The organism is Winogradskyella pelagia (assembly GCF_017581965.1).
In the GTDB taxonomy this organism is placed as follows: Bacteria; Bacteroidota; Bacteroidia; order Flavobacteriales; family Flavobacteriaceae; genus Winogradskyella; species Winogradskyella pelagia.
This window is the reverse complement of sequence record NZ_JAGEVF010000007.1, coordinates 166181-187962: the sequence shown is the minus strand read 5'-3', so window position 1 is coordinate 187962 and position 21782 is coordinate 166181. Positions and strand designations below refer to the sequence as shown.

The 21782-nt window shown below is 34.8% G+C and carries 21 protein-coding genes; 9 read left to right on the top strand and 12 right to left on the bottom strand.

What is annotated here, in order from left to right; translation table 11 throughout:
* Positions 1-14: 14 nt before the first annotated feature.
* From J4050_RS10330 to J4050_RS10300, 7 genes are all read right to left on the bottom strand, one after another.
* Positions 15-515 (bottom strand): OmpH/Skp family outer membrane protein, encoded by a 501-nt coding sequence (locus tag J4050_RS10330; protein ID WP_208154502.1) that lies wholly within the window; start codon positions 513-515, stop codon positions 15-17.
* 31 nt (positions 516-546) lie between these two features.
* On the bottom strand, positions 547-1734 hold the full coding sequence (locus J4050_RS10325; RefSeq protein WP_347879112.1) for an OmpH/Skp family outer membrane protein: 1188 nt from the start codon (positions 1732-1734) through the stop codon (positions 547-549).
* Between the two features lie 148 nt (positions 1735-1882).
* Complete coding sequence (locus J4050_RS10320; RefSeq protein WP_243878613.1) at positions 1883-4417, bottom strand: BamA/OMP85 family outer membrane protein; 2535 nt, start codon at positions 4415-4417, stop codon at positions 1883-1885.
* Between the two features lie 10 nt (positions 4418-4427).
* A complete protein-coding gene (uppS, locus tag J4050_RS10315) occupies positions 4428-5168 on the bottom strand; it encodes an undecaprenyl pyrophosphate synthase (protein ID WP_208154517.1) in 741 nt (246 codons plus the stop codon).
* A gap of 1 nt (position 5169) precedes the next feature.
* Positions 5170-5859 (bottom strand): type IX secretion system protein PorG, encoded by a 690-nt coding sequence (gene porG / locus J4050_RS10310; protein WP_208154500.1) that lies wholly within the window; start codon positions 5857-5859, stop codon positions 5170-5172.
* A 99-nt stretch (positions 5860-5958) separates the two neighbouring features.
* Positions 5959-6837: an NAD kinase gene (locus J4050_RS10305; protein WP_208154499.1), complete on the bottom strand. Its 879-nt coding sequence runs from the start codon at positions 6835-6837 to the stop codon at positions 5959-5961.
* A 2-nt stretch (positions 6838-6839) separates the two neighbouring features.
* Positions 6840-7496, bottom strand: a complete 657-nt coding sequence (locus J4050_RS10300; RefSeq protein WP_208154498.1) for a CBS domain-containing protein — start codon at positions 7494-7496, stop codon at positions 6840-6842.
* Between the two features lie 94 nt (positions 7497-7590).
* On the opposite strand from J4050_RS10300, the gene J4050_RS10295 reads away from it, so the two are divergent.
* The 7 genes from J4050_RS10295 to clpX all read left to right on the top strand — a co-directional run bounded on the left by J4050_RS10295 (position 7591) and on the right by clpX (position 14063).
* Positions 7591-8304, top strand: a complete 714-nt coding sequence (locus J4050_RS10295; RefSeq protein WP_208154497.1) for a pyridoxine 5'-phosphate synthase — start codon at positions 7591-7593, stop codon at positions 8302-8304.
* On the top strand, positions 8301-9062 hold the full coding sequence (locus J4050_RS10290; protein ID WP_208154496.1) for an alpha/beta fold hydrolase: 762 nt from the start codon (positions 8301-8303) through the stop codon (positions 9060-9062). Before J4050_RS10295 ends, J4050_RS10290 begins: the two co-directional genes overlap by 4 nt.
* A 35-nt stretch (positions 9063-9097) precedes the next feature.
* The gene (locus J4050_RS10285; RefSeq protein ID WP_208154495.1) at positions 9098-10183 is read left to right on the top strand and encodes a toxin-antitoxin system YwqK family antitoxin; all 1086 of its coding nucleotides are present in this window, start codon (positions 9098-9100) and stop codon (positions 10181-10183) included.
* Between the two features lie 14 nt (positions 10184-10197).
* Positions 10198-10545: a phage holin family protein gene (locus tag J4050_RS10280; protein ID WP_208154494.1), complete on the top strand. Its 348-nt coding sequence runs from the start codon at positions 10198-10200 to the stop codon at positions 10543-10545.
* A 79-nt stretch (positions 10546-10624) separates the two neighbouring features.
* Positions 10625-11947 (top strand): trigger factor, encoded by a 1323-nt coding sequence (gene tig, locus J4050_RS10275; RefSeq protein ID WP_208154493.1) that lies wholly within the window; start codon positions 10625-10627, stop codon positions 11945-11947.
* Positions 11948-12114: 167 nt separating this feature from the next.
* Positions 12115-12789 carry an ATP-dependent Clp endopeptidase proteolytic subunit ClpP gene (gene clpP / locus J4050_RS10270; RefSeq protein WP_208154492.1) on the top strand — a complete coding sequence of 225 codons (675 nt, stop codon included), beginning with the start codon at positions 12115-12117 and terminating at the stop codon, positions 12787-12789.
* 44 nt (positions 12790-12833) lie between these two features.
* Complete coding sequence (gene clpX, locus J4050_RS10265) at positions 12834-14063, top strand: ATP-dependent Clp protease ATP-binding subunit ClpX (protein WP_208154491.1); 1230 nt, start codon at positions 12834-12836, stop codon at positions 14061-14063.
* A 250-nt stretch (positions 14064-14313) separates the two neighbouring features.
* Here clpX and J4050_RS10260 read toward each other — a convergent pair whose 3' ends face one another.
* Positions 14314-15831 carry a GH3 auxin-responsive promoter family protein gene (locus J4050_RS10260; protein ID WP_208154490.1) on the bottom strand — a complete coding sequence of 506 codons (1518 nt, stop codon included), beginning with the start codon at positions 15829-15831 and terminating at the stop codon, positions 14314-14316.
* 52 nt (positions 15832-15883) lie between these two features.
* Between J4050_RS10260 and J4050_RS10255 the strand changes: the two genes are divergently transcribed.
* Entirely contained in the window at positions 15884-16678 is a 795-nt protein-coding gene (locus tag J4050_RS10255) for a DUF2797 domain-containing protein (protein WP_208154489.1), read from the top strand.
* Positions 16679-16748: 70 nt separating this feature from the next.
* Positions 16749-17000: a hypothetical protein gene (locus J4050_RS10250; RefSeq protein WP_208154488.1), complete on the top strand. Its 252-nt coding sequence runs from the start codon at positions 16749-16751 to the stop codon at positions 16998-17000.
* A gap of 74 nt (positions 17001-17074) precedes the next feature.
* Here the strand turns inward: J4050_RS10250 and rpsU are convergent, their stop codons facing one another.
* The 4 genes from rpsU to J4050_RS10230 form a co-directional block, all read right to left on the bottom strand.
* Positions 17075-17269 carry a 30S ribosomal protein S21 gene (gene rpsU / locus J4050_RS10245; protein WP_208154487.1) on the bottom strand — a complete coding sequence of 65 codons (195 nt, stop codon included), beginning with the start codon at positions 17267-17269 and terminating at the stop codon, positions 17075-17077.
* Positions 17270-17345: 76 nt separating this feature from the next.
* The gene (locus J4050_RS10240; RefSeq protein ID WP_208154486.1) at positions 17346-18209 is read right to left on the bottom strand and encodes a sigma-70 family RNA polymerase sigma factor; all 864 of its coding nucleotides are present in this window, start codon (positions 18207-18209) and stop codon (positions 17346-17348) included.
* A 113-nt stretch (positions 18210-18322) separates the two neighbouring features.
* Positions 18323-20950 carry an AsmA-like C-terminal region-containing protein gene (locus J4050_RS10235; RefSeq protein ID WP_208154485.1) on the bottom strand — a complete coding sequence of 876 codons (2628 nt, stop codon included), beginning with the start codon at positions 20948-20950 and terminating at the stop codon, positions 18323-18325.
* A gap of 106 nt (positions 20951-21056) precedes the next feature.
* Positions 21057-21761: a queuosine precursor transporter gene (locus J4050_RS10230; RefSeq protein WP_208154484.1), complete on the bottom strand. Its 705-nt coding sequence runs from the start codon at positions 21759-21761 to the stop codon at positions 21057-21059.
* Positions 21762-21782 lie beyond the last annotated feature (21 nt).

Below are 21782 nucleotides of genomic sequence, written 5' to 3'. Positions count from 1 at the left end.
CTATGTGATTTGAACTAAATTTTTAAATATGCTTTAACATCGACCATAAGGTCTTTTCCTTCTGCCATGATGAGCATTGCAGAATCTAGAACGTATTGAAAGCCTTGCTCTTTAGCAACCGCTTTAATTGCATTGTCGGCCTTTTCAACAATTGGCTTTAAAAGATTAAATTCCTTTTCTTGCAAATCCTTTTGAGCTTGTTGCTGATACTGTCCTAAACTTTGCTTCATACCCTCAACTTCTTGCATACGTTTGGTATTCTCTTCATTGGTTTGTCCAGCTGCTTCGGCATCATACTGCTTCAATTTGGTCTCTAATTCCTTAATTGAAGTTTGTATAGTTGTTTCATAAGTTTTACCGAGTTTTTCAATTTCAGCCTGGGCTGTTTTGTACTCTGGCATGGCTTTAACGAGCTCTTGCTTGTTTATATGAGCAATTTTACTCTGGCCAGTCATAAAACTTGTCGCTCCGATAAAAAGTGCCGTTGCAATCGCTAAAATTCTAAATTGTTTCATTTGTTTTAAGTTGTATTACGTGTTATAATTATTAATCATTTCCATTTTTCTTCTTAGCCTTGGCTATAGAATCTCTCTTTTTTAGTTGTTTTTCGCGTTCTTCACGCGCTTTTTTTCGTTCTTCAATTATTTTTTGTTTGCGTTCCTCTAATTCTTTTTGTCTAGCTTCTCTGTCTCTAATTTTTTGTTGTCTTTTTTCTTCTAGAATTTCAGCTGAAGTCTTAGATTTTTTAGCTGAGCTAGAGTCTTTTTTTACTTCTTTCTTAGCCTTAGTACTGTCTATTTCTGTCTTAGAATCCTTTTTAGGGTCTATTTCTTCCTTAGCTTCTGTTTTTTCTTTAGTTTCTGCTGATGCTGCAGTTACTGCAGCTGCTTCAGTTTTTTTCGTTGCCTCTTCAACAGTGTCTGTTGCAACATCTCCGTTTCGCTTTTGGTTTCTAGCATCAATTGTAGCTTGTCTCCTTTCCTCTGCCTCCCTACGTTTAGCCTCTCTTAATTCTTCTTGCTGTTTACGTCTTTCTTCTAAGGCTTTTTCTCGCTCAGCTCTTTTTTGGGCTAAATCAGCTTCGCGCTGGGCTTTACGATCTTCTAACGCTTGCTGTCTATCGTCTTTTTCTTGGCTTACGAAAGGAACAACTTCTTCTTCCTCTAAGGCCTTGCGCTCTTCTTTAGAATTAACTTGCTTACGTCTTGATGACCTTGTGATAGTTCTTAAAACCTGTTCGCTAATATCATAGCGCTCGGCAGAATATAACATTACAACATCGGCAGATTTATCAAAAATGAAATCAAATTTCTTAGATGTTGCGATTTCTTGTACTGCAGCAAATATCTGATCCTGTATAGGTTCTATAAGCTGTCGTTTCTGTATCATTAAATCTCCATTAGGTCCAAAGCGCTTCTGTTGAATGTCGATTATTTCGGCTTCTTCAAAGCTAATTTCCTCAAAACGTTCATCGTAAAGCTCCTTGGTTAAAAGAACACTCTCGTTGTTTAATTCTTTTTTCTTTTGTTCTATTTCCGAAAGGCGCTTTTCTATTTCGGTTTTCCACTGCACAGCCTTCTTATCTAACTGGGAAGAAGCTTCTTGATATTCTGGAACATTTTGAAGAATATACTCTGTATCTATATATCCTATCCTAACACCTCTTTGAGCGTGAAGGTTAAAGTTCACTAGACTTATAATTACTATTAAAAAAAGAACTTTTAACTTCATCATTTATTAATTAGTTTTTCTCAACACCTCAATAATTTGGTAGGCGTCAATTTTAAGCATATTTGTTTTTCAAATAAACGAAATATATTCCTAAAAATTTTAACGCCATGATGAAATCGTTATTTAGCTATTAGAAAATATCGTGCCAAACTTAAAATTGTTGTCCAATAATAAAGTGTGTTTCCCACCCGTTAGCGCCGACAGTTCCTGGCACTGGGTCGAATCCATGGCCAAAATCTATACCTAATAATCCAAAGGCTGGCATGAAAATTCTAACCCCCAAACCTGCAGATCGATTAAGGTTAAATGGGTCAAACTCTCTAAAACTATTTACTGAAGCTCCAGCTTCAACAAAAGTTAAGGCATAAATTTTTGCTTGTGCTCCCAAGGTTATAGGATATCTCAGTTCTAATGAAAACTTATTATAGATAGATCCACCGTCTTGCGTTGATAATGATTGGTTAGGATAACCTCTTAACTGAATTATTTCTCTACCGTCTAATGCGAAATTACCTAGTCCATCACCACCAAGGAAGAATCTTTCAAAGGGAATAATCCCTCTGTCATTATTGTATGCGCCAAGGAATCCAAATTCTGCACTAGGCCGCAATACTAGATTTTTGGCCAATTCTGTATACCAATCTACTTTAAATTTTACTTTGTAAAATTCTAACCAATTAAAACGCTCTTGGTCTATTTCACCAATTCTTTGAAAATCGTCTGGGTCACTTGGGTCTAGTGAAGCCCGTTCTTCTTTTAGGGCAGCATAGTCTACACCATTAACCAATGAATAGGGGAAACTAAATTTAAGAGAGGCGGATATATTAGATCCTCCAGTTGGGTATATTGGATCCGTGTAAAGGTTATTTCTGCTTAATCCGATGGTATAAGACAGGTTGTTTGAACTACCATTACCAAACGTAAATAAGCCGGTGTTGTAATTCTGCAGATCGTAATGTTGATAACTAATAGCTTGTGACAGTAAGAAATAATCATCTGGTTTTGTCAATCTTGTAGAACTACCAACTGTTAAACCTATAATATTAAACTGTCTGCTTCTATCCGCCCTACGCGATTGTGGATCAAATAAGAACTGTCTTGAATAGGATAATGAAGTGGATAACTGAAATGGTTTTTTCCCTCCAAGCCAAGGCTCACTAAAGGAAAAACTATAGGTTTGGAAAAATTGACTAGCCTGTAATCTTAGAGCTAAACTCTGTCCATCACCTCTAGGAACAGGTTTATAGGCATCTTTTTTAAATATATCTTTAATTGCAAAATTATTAAAAGAGAGACCCAATGTACCGATGAAACCACCGCCACCATATCCACCTTGAAGCTGGATTTGACTAGAGCCTTGTTCTACAACTTTATAATCTATATCTAATGTCCCGTCAACAGGATTTGGATTTTTAATATCTGGTGTTAATTGTTGAGCATCGAAAAAGCCAAGTTGTCCCAATTCTCTAATCGTACGGATGATATCTGCCTTTCTATAAAGTTCACCGGGTCTTGTTCTTATTTCCCTGTAAATAACATGGTCGTTTGTTACATCATTACCAGAGACAGTAACATTATTAAAATAGGCTGGTTTTCCTTCTGATATACGTATTTCCATATCAATGACATTCCCTTCAGCACTAACTTCAACAGGGTTAATGGTTGAAAACATATACCCGTAGTTTTGGTAGGCATTGGTAAGGTCATTGGCATCTGGATTTTCTGAATTAGCAATACGTTCTCTTAGCTCAACACCGTTATAGGTATCACCTTCATTAATACCAAGTAAAGCACCTAATACCTTGTCTGAATATACCGTGTTACCAACAAAAGAAATCTTCCCGAAAGTATATTGTTCACCTTCTTCGAGCTTTAAGTTTAGACTAATAGTCTTATCGTTGTGGTAAATAATGGAATCAGAAATTACCCTTGCGTCCCTGTATCCGTTTTCTTTGTACTTGTCTATTAAACTGACTAAATCTTCTTTGTAGTCTTCTTCAACGTATTTAGAGCGTTTGAAAATCCTAATAAAATTCTTTTGCTTCGTGTTTTTCATGGCTTTACGAAGCTGCTTGTCTTTTAATTTATTATTCCCTTCAAAGTTTATTTTTCTAATTTTAACTTTTTGACCTTTATCAATTTTAACAAACATATCAACGCGTTCCTTCTCTACAGAATCGATAACTTCAGACGTTACTATGTTTACTTTAGTGTTTAAAAAGCCTTTTTTCTGATATTTATTTTTTAAGAAATTCTTAGTGTTTGAAATAAGGTTTTCTGTAACTTTTTGTCCTGAAATAAGTTTATTTTCCTCAATGATTTCTTCTTTCTTTCCTTCTCTTACGCCAGAAATTGTTAACTCTCTTAATTCAGGTAAATCAATTAAACGTATTTCTAAGGTTGCTTTATTGCCTTCAATTTCGGTGAAATAAATATCTATACTACTAAAGAGATTAGATTTCCAAAGGGTTTTAACGGCATTTGCTATTTCTTCACCTCCGATTTGAACTTCGGTATTTTTGCGCAATTTAGAATATGCAATTATGGTCTGAGGGCTAAAATTAGTATTTCCGGTAACCTTGATTTCTTTAATAAAATAGGTTTTGCCGCCTTCTACTTGTGCACTTGCAGAAAAAGAGAGAAGCCCTATTAATACGGTAAAGAAAAGCTGAGTAATAAATTTCAAAAGATTGTGCTTAGATAAGTTGTTCGCTCGTTTTTCCAAATCGTCGTTCTCTATTTTGATAATCTAAGAGAGCTTTGTATAGATTTTCTTTTTTAAAATCTGGCCATAGAATATCAGTAAAATATAATTCTGCGTACGCAATCTGCCATAATAGAAAATTGCTGATTCTTTGTTCACCGCTTGTTCTAATTAACAGGTCAACATCAGGTAAATCTTGCGTGTAAAGATGCTTATTTATAATGGATTCGTCAATACTTTCAGTTGAAATTATATTATTTTTAACTTTAAGCGACAATTCCTTTATAACCTTAACAATTTCTTCCCTTGAGCCATAGCTTAAAGCAAGTGTTAATGTCATGTTTGTATTGTTTTTTGTTTTTTCAATAACATCTAATAATTCTTCGTAAGCTTTTTTTGGCAAATCATTGAGACAGCCAATGGCGCTGAGTTTAATATTATTGTCTTGTAGGGTTTTTATTTCCTTTTTAAGGGACCGCACTAAAAGTTTCATTAAGGTTTGAACTTCTAACTTAGGTCGCTTCCAATTTTCGGTAGAGAAAGCATATAGGGTTAGATTTTTAATGCCTAGTTCTGCACTTGCCTCAACAGTTTCTCTCACTGATTTAGTGCCGTTTTCGTGACCAATAACTCGCATTAAACCCTTTTGCTTTGCCCAACGGCCATTGCCATCCATTATTATTGCAATATGGTTTGGTAGTTTATCTTTTAGTATTTGATTTTTTAAACTCATCTTAAAAACCGCAGTAGCAAGGTCTCCGGCCAAATGTATAGGTTAGTGTTAATCCAGAGAACACATACCAATCATTGCTATTGGTATTACCAAAACTAAATGGCTCCCTAAACTCTGCATCAGGTACACTGCCATCTAACTCATCCGTAAATGTATATCGCGCTCCGATTTCAGCAGCTAAAACTAGGTGATTAGAAATATTGGTTTTATAGCCTAAAACAATTGGAATGCCATAGGCCCAACTGTTAGTGTTTTCAGACGTATAATCACCATTTTGATTAAAAAAGTAATTATCGTGATTGGTAACGCTTATTCCAGAATATAAATATGGCGTACCTTTTAATCCGCTTGTATGTAAATCAAAATCAAAAAAGGTAAACTCCATTCCCGCAGATAATTCAATAATACTTAAATTAAAATCATATCCGCGCTGAATACGTCTAGGGTCATCAGACTTACTATCATTTCCTTCTAAATCCGAAAAAATAATAGAGGCCCTAAATGCATGTCTTGGACTACGGTTCCACTTAAATAGAGCTCCTAAGGCCAATTGGTTTGGTGAGATATAATTTGTAGCACCGACATCGCCAATAAAGTTGCTTCCTCCGGCAAAAATACCGACTTCATAAATTTGAGAAACAACAGGTTGGCTCATGAAAATGCTTATTACAATAATTACAATTAATCTCATACGATTTTCAAAGTTTGCAAATATAACAATTCTTACTAGCCAATAGTAATTTGGCATAAAATGTCTAAGAGATTAACAGTTTTTGCCATTAATTATTGTTTAATTTCTGCGATCTTCTCCCCAAAGCAACTTTTTTCTTAAGGTGTCTAGGAAAGTTTCGTTAGGAAGCTCAATCATTTTTATAGTGAAGTTTGCTTTTTTTATGTGAACAACCGTGCTGTTTGGTAGAGTTACAATTCTGGAGTCCAATGACATAAGGAATTGATCCTCTCTACCATCAATTTTGAAAGAAATTGCAGTATTATCCGGAATAACTAATGGTCTTGCACTGAGATTGTGCGGCGCTATTGGGGTAAGCACAAAATTTTTCGCATCTGGAGCGATTACTGGTCCACCACAACTTAGCGAGTAGCCTGTAGACCCTGTTGGTGTTGATAAAATTAGGCCATCTGCCCAATATGAAGTGAGGTACTCAGAGTTAAGGTGTGTTTCTACGGTAATCATAGAAGTGGTATTCTTACGGCTCACAGCAACTTCGTTAAAGGCAAAATTAATATCTTCGATTTCCTTATTGGTAGGAGTAGTTCTTACGCTTAGAAGTGTTCTTTCAGATAATTTGTAATTACCTTTAAAAATTAGTGGCAGAACTGTGGGGATTTCTTCTGTTTGTACTGTAGCTAAAAAGCCTAATCTACCTGTATTAATACCAATTATAGGTATTCCGTAATCTCTTACATAGGTAATAGCTCGTAAGATTGTGCCATCGCCACCAATACTTATCAATAAATCAAAACTTTCATCAAGAGAGCTAAAACTTTTAAAGTTCTTATTTTTAGGTTGGGACATATTTTGAAGCTTTAAAAACTCAGCTTCAACGTAAATTTCAGAGTTATAATTTGAAAGTTCACTAGCCAATGCATCAAAAGCTGTTGCGGAAGTTTCTTTTGCATAGGTTTGACCATATATAGCTATTTTCATCACTAGATATTTAAGTATTTATCTAAATACTTGGAGCGCTCCTTTAAACTTTCTAAATAAGAGTCCTCCTCATGTCCTGATACAATGGTATAACTGTATCTTCTAAATGTTTGTATAACATCGTTAAGGCTTGTATTGCCTATTTTAATAGTAATGCTTGCAAGGTCTCCATCCATTTTAGAGATAAATGCTCCTAAAAGTTTAGCATCGTTAGATTCTACAATTTGAGAGATTTCGCTAAACGAATAATCATTGATGCCTTTCTCAACGATAAGAATTCCACCAGGTTCGGAGAAAAATGGTGTTTCGTTGAATAAATGCATAATATCATTTAGTTCATAATAGCCTAAATAAATATTCTCTTTATTGAGCACAGGCATAATATTGCTGTCGTTTTGGGCAAAAGCCTCAAGGACATCAAGCCAATTTGTGGTATCCCTAACATAAAAACCTTCTATCGCATATTTGCAGTCTTTGATGGCTAAAGCAGATTCAAAACAATGAGCGTCAGTTTCGGATATGCACCCTAAGTACAAACTCTCATTTTGTATTGGAATATGAGAATAGGTCAATTGGTTAAAAGCCAATTGTAAATCACTGATTTTATCTTCTAAGCGAAGCGGTTTGATATCGTTTATAATAAATTCTTGAAGCTGCATAAATATGGCAATATTTCGAAGTGCAAATTAATCAAAATTAACCACAATATGAGTTAAGCACTTTGTATTTTTGCAGTGAAAAAAGGGATAATAGATGACTAAGTTAAGTGTTAACATCAATAAAATAGCAACACTAAGAAATAGCCGAGGAGGAGATGTTCCAAACGTTGTTCAATTTGCAAAAGATGTTCAGAGATACGGTGCTGAAGGCGTCACCGTGCATCCAAGACCAGATGAAAGGCATATTCGTTATCAAGATGTTTACGATTTAAAACCAGAAATTTATACGGAGTTTAACATAGAAGGCAATCCCATGCCTAAATTTATCGATATGGTTTTAGAAGTTAAGCCAACTCAGGTAACCTTAGTACCGGACGGAGAAGATGCCATTACTTCAAATGCCGGATGGGACACCGTTAAAAATAAAACATTTTTGACTGAAGTTATTTCAGAATTCAAATCCAATGGCATTAGAACCTCTATTTTTGTAGATCCTTATTTAAATATGGTGGAAGGCGCAAAGGCCACCGGAACCGATAGAATTGAACTCTACACAGAGACCTATGCACAACAATATAAATTGGGTAATAAAAAGGCTATTGAACCATACATGGAATGTGCAGGGTTAGCCAATTCACTCCAACTTGGAATCAACGCAGGCCATGATTTATCATTAGAAAATATCAAATTTTTCAAAGAAAACATAACAGGATTGCTCGAAGTTTCCATAGGCCACGCCCTTATTACCGAAAGCCTTTACTTTGGTATTGAAAATGTGGTTCAAATGTATTTACACCGATTACAATGATTTTACATTCCAACACATTTGGTAACGGACGGCCGTTCTTGATTTTACACGGATTTCTGGGTATGGGTGATAATTGGAAAACGCTTGCCAAAAGATTTTCTGAAATCAATTTTGAAATGCATTTAGTCGATCAAAGAAATCATGGAAGAAGTTCTCATTCTGCAGACTTTAATTACGAGATTCTTGCAGAAGATATAAAGGAGTATTGTGAACATCATGGCCTAAAGGACATCATTTTGCTAGGGCACAGTATGGGCGGAAAAACAGCTATGTTTTTTGCTTCTCAATATCCTGAAATGGTTTCTAAATTAATTGTTGCAGATATTTCACCGCGCTATTATCCAGTGCACCACGAAGCCATATTAGAGGGTCTTTCACATTTAGATTTTTCGCTCATAAAATCTCGTGGTGAAGCCGATGAGGCATTGAGTAAGTTTGTGGATAATGACGGTGTCCGTATGTTTTTGCTTAAAAACTTATATTGGATAGAAAAGGGCCAGCTTGGTTTGCGCATCAATTTAGAAGCATTGACTGAACATGTCTCGGAGGTAGGTGAAAGTTTGCCTAAACATGCTGTGTTTAAAGGTGATACCTTATTTCTTAGAGGTGATACATCTGAATATATTGACACTTCTGATGAACTAGTTATAAAGCAACATTTCCCAAATTCTAATTTAGTGACTATTGCAAATGCAGGGCATTGGTTGCATGCCGAAAATCCAGAGGCTTTTTTTAAGGCTGTTTTAGAGTTTTTATGATGTAATCCTTAATTTTAAAGTTCAAAACGCATTCTATGGCCTTCCCTCGAATCTTATTACTAATACTGTGTGTTCAGTTTTCTTTCGCTCAACAATTAGTGCCCTTTGAAGATTATTATGAAACGGGAGAGCTTAAAACGGAAGGATTTAAGTTAGAAAATAAAAATCATGGGGATTGGAAATCCTACTACAAAAATGGTCAGCTTCAGCGCCAGAGTTCATATACAAAGGGACAAAGGAATCCTGAATATGTAGTTTATTATGAAAATGGGCAAATAAGCGAGAAAACAGAAAAATCAAAGGGAGTTTATATCAATACCGCATATTATAAAACGGGAGAATTATTTTATGAACGCCAATATAAAACTGGCTTTTGCAAGGGCTTTTATAAAACCGGAGCCGTTAAAACTGAGGCCTATTATGAAAATTTTGAGATAGTAGGGCTCTGGAAAAGCTTCGATGAAGACGGGAATTTAATCTGGGAAGTCACTTACAAAGATGGCTATAGAGAAGGACTGTATAAGAGCTATAACAAATCTGGAGTACTAAAATTAGAAGGATATAATGTTAAGGATAAAAAGCAAGGTGTCGAAAAACGCTATAGTACTGAAGGTATATTAGAATGGAAAGGAAGTTATAAAGACAATAAGCTCAGTAAATCTTGGACTAAATACGATGTAGAGGGTATTAAAATAGATAAAGTAAAATTTAATAACGGAATTGCATTAAATGCAGAAGTCGCTAATATTATTCGCCCAACTACAGTGCCTTCTGGTCTCTTTAATCGCGTACCTATTTATCCTGGTTGTGAGGGTAATTTAACTAATATTACCAAAAGAAATTGCATGAGTCAAAAGGTTGCTACTCATTTTAATAAAAACTTTAATATAGAGGTAGCAGTTAACCAAGGATTGTCAGGTTTACATAGAATTATTATTACTTTTAAGGTAGATAAAGAAGGAAAGGTCAACTTTACTAGTGCTAAAACACCACATGTCTCTTTGCAAGAAGAGTGTAAGCGGATTATAGGATTATTGCCAAAAATGACTCCTGGAATCAAACGAGATGAACCTGTTGAAGTACCTTATTCTTTTCCAGTAGCGTTTCAAATTAGAAATTAAAAAATAGCAATACAATGAATTTAATTCTCAGACTGTTAATCAATGCTTTTGCAGTATTAATCTTATCCCATTTTTTATCTGGTATCTCAGTAGACGGCTATTTAGGAGCAATCATTGTTGCTGTTGTACTGGCAATACTCAATGTGTTGGTCAAGCCGTTATTAATACTTTTTACCTTACCTGCAACAATCCTTACATTGGGTCTTTTTTTATTTGTAATCAATGCTTTGATTGTTCTTTTAGCAGATAAATTGGTAGATGGTTTTGGAGTGGAGAATTTTTGGTGGGCCTTGCTGTTTAGTATTTTACTATCTATACTTCAATCCTTTTTACAGGCCCTGTTTAAAGAGGAGAAAAACTAGTTCATTTTCAAGAGCTTAAAATATTGTTGGGTTGTAAAATTTATCGTAAATTTGCAGCCCAATTTTAGTTACAATAAAGATGAATATTACAAGAGAGAACAGCGATGCGTTAAATGCGGTGGTCAAAGTAGAAATTACTAAGGATGATTACAGCGACAAGGTAGAAAAAGTCCTATCTGATTATCGTAAATCTGCCAACATTCCTGGGTTTAGAAAAGGACATGTGCCAATGAGCTTAGTAAAAAAGCAATATGGTAAAGCAGTGCTTGTTGATGAGGTTAATAAATTATTGCAAGATGCTATAGGCAAATATCTAGTTGAAGAAAAACTAGATGTGCTAGGTAATCCACTTCCAAAGCCACAAGACGATTTAGATTGGGGTGCGGATGCATTTGCCTTTGAGTTTGAATTAGGATTGGCGCCAGAATTCGATGTTAAGTTAAAAGGCAAAAAAGCCATAACACATTATAACATCATTGCTGATGATAAAATGATTAATGACCAAGTTAAACATCTGCAAAAGCAATATGGTAAACTTATACCTCAAGAAGCTATTGACGAAGATTCTGAGATTACAGGTAAATTTTCAAATGAAGAAGAGGGTGTTGAAAATGTAGCAACCCTTTCTTTAGATAAAATAAAGGGAAAAGCTAATACTAAAAAATTAGTAGGAGCTAAGGTCGGTGATATTATAACCTTGAAAACAAAAGGCTTATTTGATAATGATCATGACTTAATGACTTATCTGAAAGTAGCCCATGACGACGCCCATGGCTTAGATATTGAAGTAAACTTCGAAGTTTCTGAAATTAATAAACGCGAGTTGGCTGACTTAGACCAAGAATTATTTGATAAGTTGTTTGGTAAAGATGTCATCACATCAGCTACAGAATTAAAAGAGCGCATTAAAGCGGACTCAGAGAAACAATTTGCGCAGCAGGGTGACCAAAAACTCTTAAATGATGTTACGGAATATTTAATTGATAGTACTAAGTTCGATTTGCCAGCAGAATTCCTCCAAAAGTGGATGCAGACCTCAGGAGAAGAACCTATGGACGAGGAGCAGGCTAAAAGCGAATATGAAAAATCAGAAAAGGGTATTCGTTATCAACTTATAGAAGGCAAAATAATTCAAGAAAACAACCTCCAAGTACAGTTTGAAGATTTAAAAGCGTATGCTATGGAGATGATAAAAGGGCAGATGGCACAGTTTGGTCAAATGAACCCTACAGAAAAAGAATTAGAGGACATCGCAGCGCGAATCTTGTCTAATCAAGACGAGGTAAAACGCCTTTCAGAACAATTAATGAGTCAAAAACTATTAAACTTCTACAAGACCGAGGTTAATCTCAAAACAAAAGAGATTACTTATGATGATTTTGTGAAGGAGTTTTACAGTTAATTAGTCTGTAAAAATATTAGTATCTTTAAGGCGTAAAACGGAAAGGTTTTACGCTTTTTTTTGATAGGCACTTTGAGTCGCAATTTTTGAGTTATCCTAGCTGTTTGTATCAATAAAAAGTAAAAAAAGGAAAATTTAATTACATTAATTAAAAGCATAAAAACTATATGAACTACGGTAAAGAGTTTGAAAAATTCGCCACAAAAGATCAAGGTGTTAATAGCCTTTATTTTGATAAGGTTTTAACAAGTATGTATCCTACTAATCTTACACCAAATATTATTGAAGAACGGCAAATGAACGCTGTTGCTATGGATGTATTTTCTAGATTAATGATGGATCGTATTATCTTTTTGGGGACAGGAGTAAATGATCAAGTTGCCAATATCATTCAGGCACAGTTGTTATTCCTTCAAAGTGTTGATGCTTCAAAGGATATTCAAATCTATATTAATTCTCCAGGAGGTAGCGTTTATGCTGGTTTAGGAATTTATGATACCATGCAGTTTGTTAAACCAGATGTTGCTACTATTTGTACAGGTATTGCTGCTTCAATGGCAGCAGTGCTGTTATGCGCAGGTGAAAAGGGAAAACGATCTGCTCTTAAACACTCAAGAGTAATGATTCATCAACCAATGAGTGGAACGCAAGGTCAGGTCTCCGATATGGAAATCGCTGTAAGAGAAACCATTAAAGTAAAAGAAGAATTATATACCATTATATCAAACCACTCAGGTAAACCTTATGAAGAAGTAGAAAAAGACTCCGATAGGGACTATTGGATGAAATCTAGCGAGGCCTTAGATTATGGTATGATTGATGAAGTTTTAGAACGCAAGTAATCTCTATTGATTGCGACTAAAACCGACAATTAAGAATTAATATTATGGCAAAGGAAGAATTAGAATGCTCATTTTGTGGTAGGAAAAAGCCAGAGACCAATCTGCTTATTGCAGGTTTAGATGCCCATATTTGCGATAGATGTATCGAGCAGGCTCATGGGATTGTTGTAGAAGAATCTAAACAAGTTGGAGGAAGTGAGCTCAGTGCAGAATTAATGTTGAGAAAGCCTAAAGAGATTAAAGCTTTTTTAGATGAGTACATAATTGGTCAAGAATACACAAAACGCGTCATGTCTGTAGCAGTTTATAATCATTATAAGCGTTTGCTGCAGCCACCTACGGATGATGATATTGAAATCCAGAAAAGTAATATCATTATGGTTGGGCAAACCGGTACAGGTAAAACTTTAATGGCCAAAACCATAGCTAAAATGCTAAACGTTCCGCTTGCTATTGTAGATGCAACGGTGTTAACCGAAGCGGGCTATGTTGGAGAGGACGTAGAAAGCATTTTAACACGTTTACTACAGTCAGCAGATTATAATCTTGAGAAAGCCCAGCGTGGTATTGTTTTTATAGATGAAATCGATAAGATTGCTAGGAAAAGTGACAATCCTTCGATTACACGTGATGTATCTGGTGAAGGCGTGCAACAAGCCTTGCTAAAACTCCTAGAGGGGACCATTGTTAATGTTCCACCAAAAGGTGGCCGTAAACACCCAGACCAAAAATTTATTGAGGTCAATACGGAGCATATTCTTTTTATAGCCGGAGGTGCTTTTGATGGCATAGAGCGTGTAATAACCAAACGTCTTAATATGCAGGCCATTGGCTACAGTTCTGTAAAGAGTGATATTGTAGATAATGACAATATTTTGCAGTACATCATTCCCAAAGATTTAAAGGATTTTGGATTGATACCAGAAATCATAGGACGTTTGCCTGTGCTTACTCACATGGATCCGTTAGATGCTCATACCTTAAGGGCTATATTGACTGAGCCAAAGAATGCCATTATTAAGCAATACAAAAAGTTGTTTGGAATGGACGAGGTAGAATTTACCATTACAGAAGGGGCTTTAGATTATATTGTAGGTAAAGCAATTGAATACAAGTTAGGTGCTAGGGGATTGCGATCCTTGTGCGAAGAGATTTTAACCGAAGCTATGTTTAATTTACCGGGTTCTGGTGAAACAAAGCTTAATGTTACGAAAGCTTATGCCGAGCAACGCCTTTCTAAATCTACATTGAAAAAGCTTAAGGCGGTATCTTAGTTTAATATCTACTTAGAACAAAAAGGCCACAACTTTTAAGTTGTGGCTTTCTTTATAATTAAGGATCGATTAATTTAATATTGCATTCTTTAGTATGCTTTTTAAGAGATGGCAATATTGTTGATAGCACATTTATTTGATACGAATATAGAGCCCAATGTGTTCTAATAAAAGAAATGTCTAATCTTTTGGCTTAAGGGATCATTATTTCGATTTGGGTAAAGGCAATACCAATTTTACCGATGAATTGCTATGGGCCATTCATCTTCAATAACGCCTCTACATAATCTCTAGAGTTAGACAGCCTTGGCACCTTGTGCTGGCCACCGAGTTTATCATTGGCTTTGAGCCAGTCGTAAAAAAGATTTGTACGCGCCATATGGATCTTAGGCTTGTTTAAGGTTATGTTATTATAGCGTTTAGCCTCGTAATCAGAGTTAAGTGCTTTGAGGGCATTATCAAATAACTCATTAAAATAATTAATATTTTTTGGTGGTGTTTTAAATTCTATAATCCATTCGTGAGCACCTTTTTCTTTACCACTCATAAAAATTGGAGCGGCGGTATAATCCACAATCTCAGAGGCTGTGCGTTTACATACTTTTTTTAGGGCTTCCTCGGCATTTTCAATGATAAGCTCTTCGCCAAATGCATTGATATGATGCTTAGTCCTACCGGTGACTTTTATGCGATGCGGATTTAAACTCACAAATTTTATAGTATCTCCAACTTTATAACGCCAAAGTCCGGCGTTTGTAGTTATAACAAGGGCGTAGTTAGTATTGAGCTTAACTTCGCTTAATGGAATGGCATATTGCTCCGGTTTACCATAGCTGTCCATTGGTATAAATTCATAAAAAATGCCATAGTCTAACATTAATAAAAGGTCGCCGGAATAGTTTTGGTCTTGAATGGCAAAAAACCCTTCAGAAGCATTATAAATTTCATAATACTTAAATGTTTTAGAAGGAATAATTCTTCGGTATTGTTCTATATAGGGACTAAAACTAACGCCACCGTGAAAATAGACTTCGAGATTTGGCCAAATATCGAAGAGGCTGTCTTTGTTTGTATGCTCTAGAGCAGCATTGAGAAGTACTAACATCCAAGAGGGAACACCAGCAAGAGAAGTTACATTTTCATTAATGGTTTCCTCAACAATGGCTTGCATTTTATATTCCCACTCGCTCATAAGAGAAACCTTGCTGCTCGGTGTGCTACTAAACTCGGCCCAAAATGGCATATTGTCAATTAAAATAGCACTTAGGTCGCCAAAAACAGTACCGTTTTCCTTATAGAGTTCCTTGCTACCGCCGAGACGCAAACTTTTACCGGTAAATAATTGAGCACCTTCATTGTTGTTAAGGTACATACAAAGTAAATCTTTACTTGCCGCGTAATGACAATCCTCTAGCGACTCATTACTTACAGGGATGAATTTGCTCTTTGCATTTGTAGTACCACTGGATTTGGCAAACCATTTAATAGGTCTAGGCCAAAAGATATTCTGCTCTCCTCTTCTTGAGCGTTCTATAGAGGGTTGAGCGGTTTCGTAATCAACTATAGGAATACGCTCATTAAATTCTTTATAAGTCTTTATGGAGGCAAAATCATACTGCTTTCCAATTTCGGTATCCTTCGCAAATTTAAGAAGGCTAAAAAGCAATTCGGATTGTACCTCATTAGGATATTTTAAAAAAAGATCAATTTGATGAAACCGCTTTTTTAAAAACCACGAAGCGATGGAATTTACAATAGGAATTGGCATGGAATGGCTATCTTTACGCTAATAATCACGCTAAAAATACTAAAATTCTTTAATGCTTTATACTGGTGTACTTACAAAAATGCAAACAGAGTTTTTAGACCCTATCCAATATTATTTGGTCTTCGAAAATGATTTTATTCATATGAATCAACTGCTTAACAAAACCATATCAATAACCAAAGTAGGAGAGCAGTGTTTGAGTTGCGGTTTAAGTCGTCCTATCTTTAGGCAGGGCTTTTGTAGAACTTGTTTTTTTGAAAAGCCACTTGCAGGAGATTGGATTATGCGGCCAGAGTTAAGTACAGCACATTTAAATAAGGAAGATAGAGATTTGGTGTTTGAAAAGAAGATACAATTACAACCGCATATTGTATATCTGGCAAATTCAAGCAATGTAAAAGTTGGTGTCACGCGCAAAAGTCAAGTGCCAACACGATGGATTGATCAAGGCGCCCATGAGGCGATAGAGATAGTCGAAGTTCCTAATAGATATTTAGCAGGTATTACAGAAGTTGCGCTTAAGGAGCATGTTGCAGATAAAACTAATTGGCGTAATATGCTAAAGAACAATCTTAAGGATGAAGATTTAATGGAATGGCGAGACCGTCTTAAAATCTATATACCAGAAGAAGTAAAACCTTATGTTTTAGAGCATAATAAAGAGACCAATATTAACTTTCCGGTAGAACATTATCCAAAAAAACCCAACAGTTTAAACCTGTCTAAAGTCTCTACTTATTCTGGTCAATTGGTTGGAATTAAAGGTCAATATCTATTGTTCGAAGATGAAAGGGTTTTTAACATCAGATCAAATGAAGGGTTGGTGGTTGAAATTGCTTTAGCATAAGATGTTAGAGTAGCGTTAAATGTTATTTTGTTTAATTAAAAATAAATATCTTTAAACAAAATAAAGAAGAATGAAGTCATCACCATTTCCATACATAGCAATTACAACATTATTACTTATAACAATCACAGTAATGAGTGCCATGGATTTTCCCTTCAATTGGGTGTTCTACTTAACTGTACTTGGCCAAGTATTTTTGGTAATTATGGTTTATAAGGTTCTTACTGACGATTATACAACGGACAAAACTTTCGAGCATTTCTACGAAGATAGACCCATTGAGCCTATTGAGGTTCCTGTTGAAAAAGAAAAATTCAGGTAGTGCAAATTGGTTATCCAAAAAAAAAGAGCAACATTTATGTTGCTCTTTTTTTTTTAACAGAATGATATCTAATCTTAAATATTTTCTTGATCTCTTAGGCCTTGGATGTATTCTGCCTTTTGAATTTCTCTTCTTCTTTTAACAGAAGGCTTAGTAAAATAACGCGATTCTCTTAAGTTTTGCATTATTTGAACATTTCTGTGTTTACGCTTATATCTTTTTAAAGCGCGCTCTATATTTTCACCTTCTTTGATTTCTATTTTAATCATGGAACCTTAATTATGTTGTCTCAATTCTTTAAATGGGTGGCAAATATACTCCAACTTATTTAAAATAAAAAATAATTTATCCCAAATAGGTTTTTAGAATTTTGCTCTTACTAGCATGGCGTAATCTGCGAATACCTTTTTCCCGAATTTGCCTAACACGCTCTCGTGTTAAATCATAAATATTTCCAATTTCTTCGAGGGACATTGCAGGCTGATTGCCAATCCCAAAATTAAGACGGATGACATCTTTTTCCTTTTGGGTTAATGTATCTAGTGCACGTTCAATTTCAATTTGAAGTGAGTCGTGCATGAGGTCTTTGTCTGGTCTTGGTGAATCTTTTTCGCTAACAACATCGTATAAACTAAATGTTTCTCCGTCTTTTAACGGCGCATCCATGGACAGGTGGCGCCCAGAGTTTTTCATGGATTGCTTAACCTCTCTAACACTAATGTCCAGTTCTCTAGCAATTTCTGCTGCGTTTGGAGGACGCTGATATATCTGCTCTAAATGAGAATAGGTTTTATTTATCTTGTTAATTGTTCCTATTTTATTAAGTGGTAATCTTACAATTCTAGATTGTTCTGCCAATGCTTGTAAGATAGATTGTCTAATCCACCAAACGGCATAGGAGATAAACTTAAATCCACGAGTTTCATCAAATCTCTTTGCAGCTTTTACTAAACCTGCGTTGCCTTCATTGATGAGGTCGGGTAACTTTAATCCTTGATTTTGGTACTGTTTAGCTACAGATACCACAAATCTTAAATTAGCAGTTGTCAATTTCTCTAACGCTTCTTGATCACCTTTTTTAATGCGCTGCGCCAATTCTACTTCTTCATCCGCAGTTATCAAAGGAATTTTACTAATGTCTTGTAGATATTTATCTAAAGATTTGTCTTCTCTATTGGTAACTTGCTTGGTGATTTTTAATTGCCTCATATATTCCTTTTAAAATTTAGTCAACCCACATAATAGTCTAATAATTCACAATTCCAAGAAAATGGCTAATAATTAACAGTTTTTAGTAAAAAATAGACCAGAAAGGCCAAAATTTAGTTTGTTTTGGTTGAGTCCTTCTGTTTTTTTGATGCGGAAGCTTTCTTGCCCTTAAGTAAATTATCTAAAACAGACCCTACATCTTTTTTGATATTGTCTTCTTGAGATTTGGTTTTTGTAGTATCTCTTTTACCACCGAGAAGTCCACCAACTATATCATTAAATTTATCTGTACCGCTATTGATAAGCTTTTGTTTTTGAATTTCAATAAGTTGTTGGCTAAGGTTGGTAATACTCTTAGATAAATCTGTTGTTATTTGTGGTTGAGAAAACGTGCCATTAATTTTAGCTGTAACGGGAACACTTATGTTATTGACTTCGTTATCATTGATTTGGCCAATGAGTCGGTTAACATCACTTCCTAAATATTTAGCGGGAACTTGAAAAACGGCATCATAGTCCATGACGTTGTCAAAACTATGGGACCCTTTTATTTCAATAGGAATATCTTTATATTTTATTGTAAAAGGCTGCATTAAAACATTTCCGTCTTTAAAGCTAAGGGTGGTTTTAAAATCTTTAAGATTTAGGTCATTAAGGTTTATAAAATTGAGATTCTGGTTTATCCCATTTAAAATTGCACTTTCATTGGTGTTTATTTTAGTGGTTAATACCTCTGCTTCAGCGTTACCAGCAATTGTCTTTAAATCTGGAGAAAAATTTCCATCTAGTAATCCATTAACATCTATTGATGCATTTAGCTTACCTTTTAAAACCTTTGCGATAGGCGCTAAGGTTTCAAGTAATTTTAAATCTTCAAAGGATTTGGAGATGTCAAAATCTTGCATTCCCAATTTCATATCAAAATCGGGTTGTTTTTCTTTCGTTGAAATATTTCCAGATACAGCTAATTGACCATTGAATAAATCTGAGGTCATGTTAACGAGCTTGGCGTTTTGATTTTGGATACGCACTTCGCCTTTTACGTTTTTGAGGCTAAGATTGTCATAGACAACCGTTTTAGCATTGGCTTTTATTGTACAATCTAGAAAATCTGGTATTTTTAAAGACCCAACATCTGATGTGCTTTTGTTAGATGTTTCAGAACCGGTATCATCTTCAACCATAAAATCCGCTATCACGAAATAGCTGGAGTTTACGTTAAAATTACCTTGTAACTTTTTATCACTTAAAAGAAAACCAAGCAAATTCGTTATGTTGCCATTTGCAGAAAAATCACTTGTTCCTGTAATCGCGTTAAAGCTATTTAGACTTACTAGCCCTGGTTTAAAGTCTAGAGTCGCTTTATTGATTTGAATAGGATTAACAATGTCTTTAGATGAGAATACAAAATTCAAAACAGAAACACTGCCATTGTTTTTTATACGCTTATAGTCATTTTTTTCAATGGCATCCATATCAAAAGACGTATTCAATTTTCCTTTTAAAACACCAGTAAGTTGATTCTTAAGCTCTAATGGATAGGCTTTAGTAATATTAGCGAGGTTTAATACGCCATCTAAATTGGCATTAACCTTAATATTTTTGTCTAAATCTTTGATGTGGGCTTCTGACTTAAAGGTATCGTCATCTATTTTAAAATCTAATTGATTAATATCTACGTAAGTGTCTTTGATAAGACCCGTTGAATTTTTAATTTTTGCATCAATCTTAATGTTTTTAACTGCTTTTGAAAGGCTAGGGTATTTAAACGAAGCATCTTTTGATGAGATTTGAATATCAAAAGTTGGGATGGTCTCTTCAGAAAGCAACCCTTTAATTCTTCCATTAACCGTAAAATTTCCAGTAGTGCTCACCTCATTTATATTTTTGGAATATTCTGAAGGAATAATGGCCAAAAAATCCTTAAATGAAGATTCAGGATTTTTGAATTTTATATCGAACTCTTCACCGTTTTCAACAAGTTTTAGATAGCCTTCAAACTCAAGTGGTAAAGCATTTATGAGCGCTTTGTTGTCTTTAAACGTATAGGTATTCTGGTCCAAGTCTACATCGATAAGAGCATCTAGTTTAATGGTGTTGTTGCTTAAATAGTCTGTGCTATCTGACGAAATGCTAATTCTAGAATTGGTTTGTGTGTCAAGTTCAGATTGGTCATCGGAGAATATGCCATTGCCTTTGTGGTTAAATTCGGATAAATAGACTTTGGTGTTGTTTTCTTCATTGATATAAGTAAAGGCGCTATTGTTAACTTCATAGTTTTCTATGTTGAAACTAAAACTGTTTGATTTAGAACTATCTTCTCTGGGCGCACTTTCTTTATTTAAAAGTAGGTCATAGTTGTTGGTGCCATTTGCATTTGTTTTAAGAGTTAGTAATAGCTCTTCTGCAATAATTTCATTTACAGTTAAGGGTTCTTCTGAACTGTTTAGCAGTTCTTTGATAGGCATTTTAAAAGAAAGGTCTTTTGCAGTGGCAAAGATTTCGTCTTTAAATGGAGCTCGATTAATTATTTTAAGAGCTTCAACATGGATTTCTGCATTTGGGAAACTCTTTATTAAACTAAGGCTTATATCGTCAAAACTTAAATCGGCATTTAGATTGTTGTCAGCATAATTCTGCACGATTGTCTCTATTTTAGATTCGAGAAAAAATGGAGTTGCAATAAGCACACTAATAATCAAGAGTAACAGTAACGCTAAAATTTTAAAAAGCTTCTTCATTATAAAATGTAATGTGATATATGGTGTTCATTATAAAAGATACGTAAAATGGGTGGTAAAAGTTGTGTATTGGCTTTATTTAATAAGAATTTAGTCTTTTTAAGAACTAGGCTAAATTTATCTCTTCGTTGATTTTTAAACTGAATCGCTTTCTAAACAGATAAACTCCTAAGTATAGAAAAGGTGTGTCTAAAAAAGCTACTAAAACCTTAAATAAAAACCCACTGATTAAAAGTCCTTTGAAACTAGACCATGGCAGAACTTCAAAAAAGCAAAGCAAGCCTATAATCGAAAACGTATCTATAAATTGAGATAGCCATGTAGAGCAATTATTCCTCAGCCATAAATGTTTGCCTTTGGTTAGATTTTTCCAAAAATGATAAATGCGTATATCAATAAACTGCGCAAACAAATAGGCAAACATACTAGAGCCTACAGCAATTATAGTTTTACTAAATACAAATTTAAAGGTCTCGTCATTTATCGGTGAATTGTCCAAAGCCGGAACTGCATCGGCTAATAAAATAATTCCAACCGAAAACAAAGAAGCGAAAATACCTGCAATCACAACATCATTAGCACGTTTCTTCCCATATATTTCACTGATTAAATCGGTAATTAAAAACGTTATGGGATAAGGTAGTATGCCTACAGATATCTCAAAGAGTTTACTGCCAAATAATTCTACGTCCACAGGATACCAATAAAAAAACTTTTGAAAAATTAGGTTAGAAACAACAAGTGAAGTTATAAAGAGTGCACCTAAAAAAAGATAAATACGTTGGGCTAAGAGCTTGTCTTTAAGGGTCATTAAAATTTGTCAATAAAATCT

Excerpts from the sequence above, each read along its gene's own strand:
- J4050_RS10295 (WP_208154497.1), top strand. The coding sequence starts at position 7,591 with ATGACTAAGTTAAGTGTTAACATCAATAAAATAGCAACACTAAGAAAT.
- J4050_RS10280 (WP_208154494.1), top strand. The coding sequence starts at position 10,198 with ATGAATTTAATTCTCAGACTGTTAATCAATGCTTTTGCAGTATTAATC.
- J4050_RS10300 (WP_208154498.1), bottom strand. The coding sequence starts at position 7,496 with ATGCAGCTTCAAGAATTTATTATAAACGATATCAAACCGCTTCGCTTA.
- J4050_RS10325 (WP_347879112.1), bottom strand. The coding sequence starts at position 1,734 with ATGATGAAGTTAAAAGTTCTTTTTTTAATAGTAATTATAAGTCTAGTG.
- uppS (WP_208154517.1), bottom strand. The coding sequence starts at position 5,168 with ATGAGTTTAAAAAATCAAATACTAAAAGATAAACTACCAAACCATATT.
- J4050_RS10250 (WP_208154488.1), top strand. The coding sequence starts at position 16,749 with ATGAAGTCATCACCATTTCCATACATAGCAATTACAACATTATTACTT.
- J4050_RS10260 (WP_208154490.1), bottom strand. The coding sequence starts at position 15,831 with ATGCCAATTCCTATTGTAAATTCCATCGCTTCGTGGTTTTTAAAAAAG.
- clpP (WP_208154492.1), top strand. The coding sequence starts at position 12,115 with ATGAACTACGGTAAAGAGTTTGAAAAATTCGCCACAAAAGATCAAGGT.
- J4050_RS10235 (WP_208154485.1), bottom strand. The coding sequence starts at position 20,950 with ATGAAGAAGCTTTTTAAAATTTTAGCGTTACTGTTACTCTTGATTATT.
- clpX (WP_208154491.1), top strand. The coding sequence starts at position 12,834 with ATGGCAAAGGAAGAATTAGAATGCTCATTTTGTGGTAGGAAAAAGCCA.
- porG (WP_208154500.1), bottom strand. The coding sequence starts at position 5,859 with ATGAGATTAATTGTAATTATTGTAATAAGCATTTTCATGAGCCAACCT.
- J4050_RS10230 (WP_208154484.1), bottom strand. The coding sequence starts at position 21,761 with ATGACCCTTAAAGACAAGCTCTTAGCCCAACGTATTTATCTTTTTTTA.
- rpsU (WP_208154487.1), bottom strand. The coding sequence starts at position 17,269 with ATGATTAAAATAGAAATCAAAGAAGGTGAAAATATAGAGCGCGCTTTA.
- J4050_RS10255 (WP_208154489.1), top strand. The coding sequence starts at position 15,884 with ATGCTTTATACTGGTGTACTTACAAAAATGCAAACAGAGTTTTTAGAC.
- tig (WP_208154493.1), top strand. The coding sequence starts at position 10,625 with ATGAATATTACAAGAGAGAACAGCGATGCGTTAAATGCGGTGGTCAAA.
- J4050_RS10285 (WP_208154495.1), top strand. The coding sequence starts at position 9,098 with ATGGCCTTCCCTCGAATCTTATTACTAATACTGTGTGTTCAGTTTTCT.
- J4050_RS10290 (WP_208154496.1), top strand. The coding sequence starts at position 8,301 with ATGATTTTACATTCCAACACATTTGGTAACGGACGGCCGTTCTTGATT.
- J4050_RS10240 (WP_208154486.1), bottom strand. The coding sequence starts at position 18,209 with ATGAGGCAATTAAAAATCACCAAGCAAGTTACCAATAGAGAAGACAAA.
- J4050_RS10305 (WP_208154499.1), bottom strand. The coding sequence starts at position 6,837 with ATGAAAATAGCTATATATGGTCAAACCTATGCAAAAGAAACTTCCGCA.
- J4050_RS10330 (WP_208154502.1), bottom strand. The coding sequence starts at position 515 with ATGAAACAATTTAGAATTTTAGCGATTGCAACGGCACTTTTTATCGGA.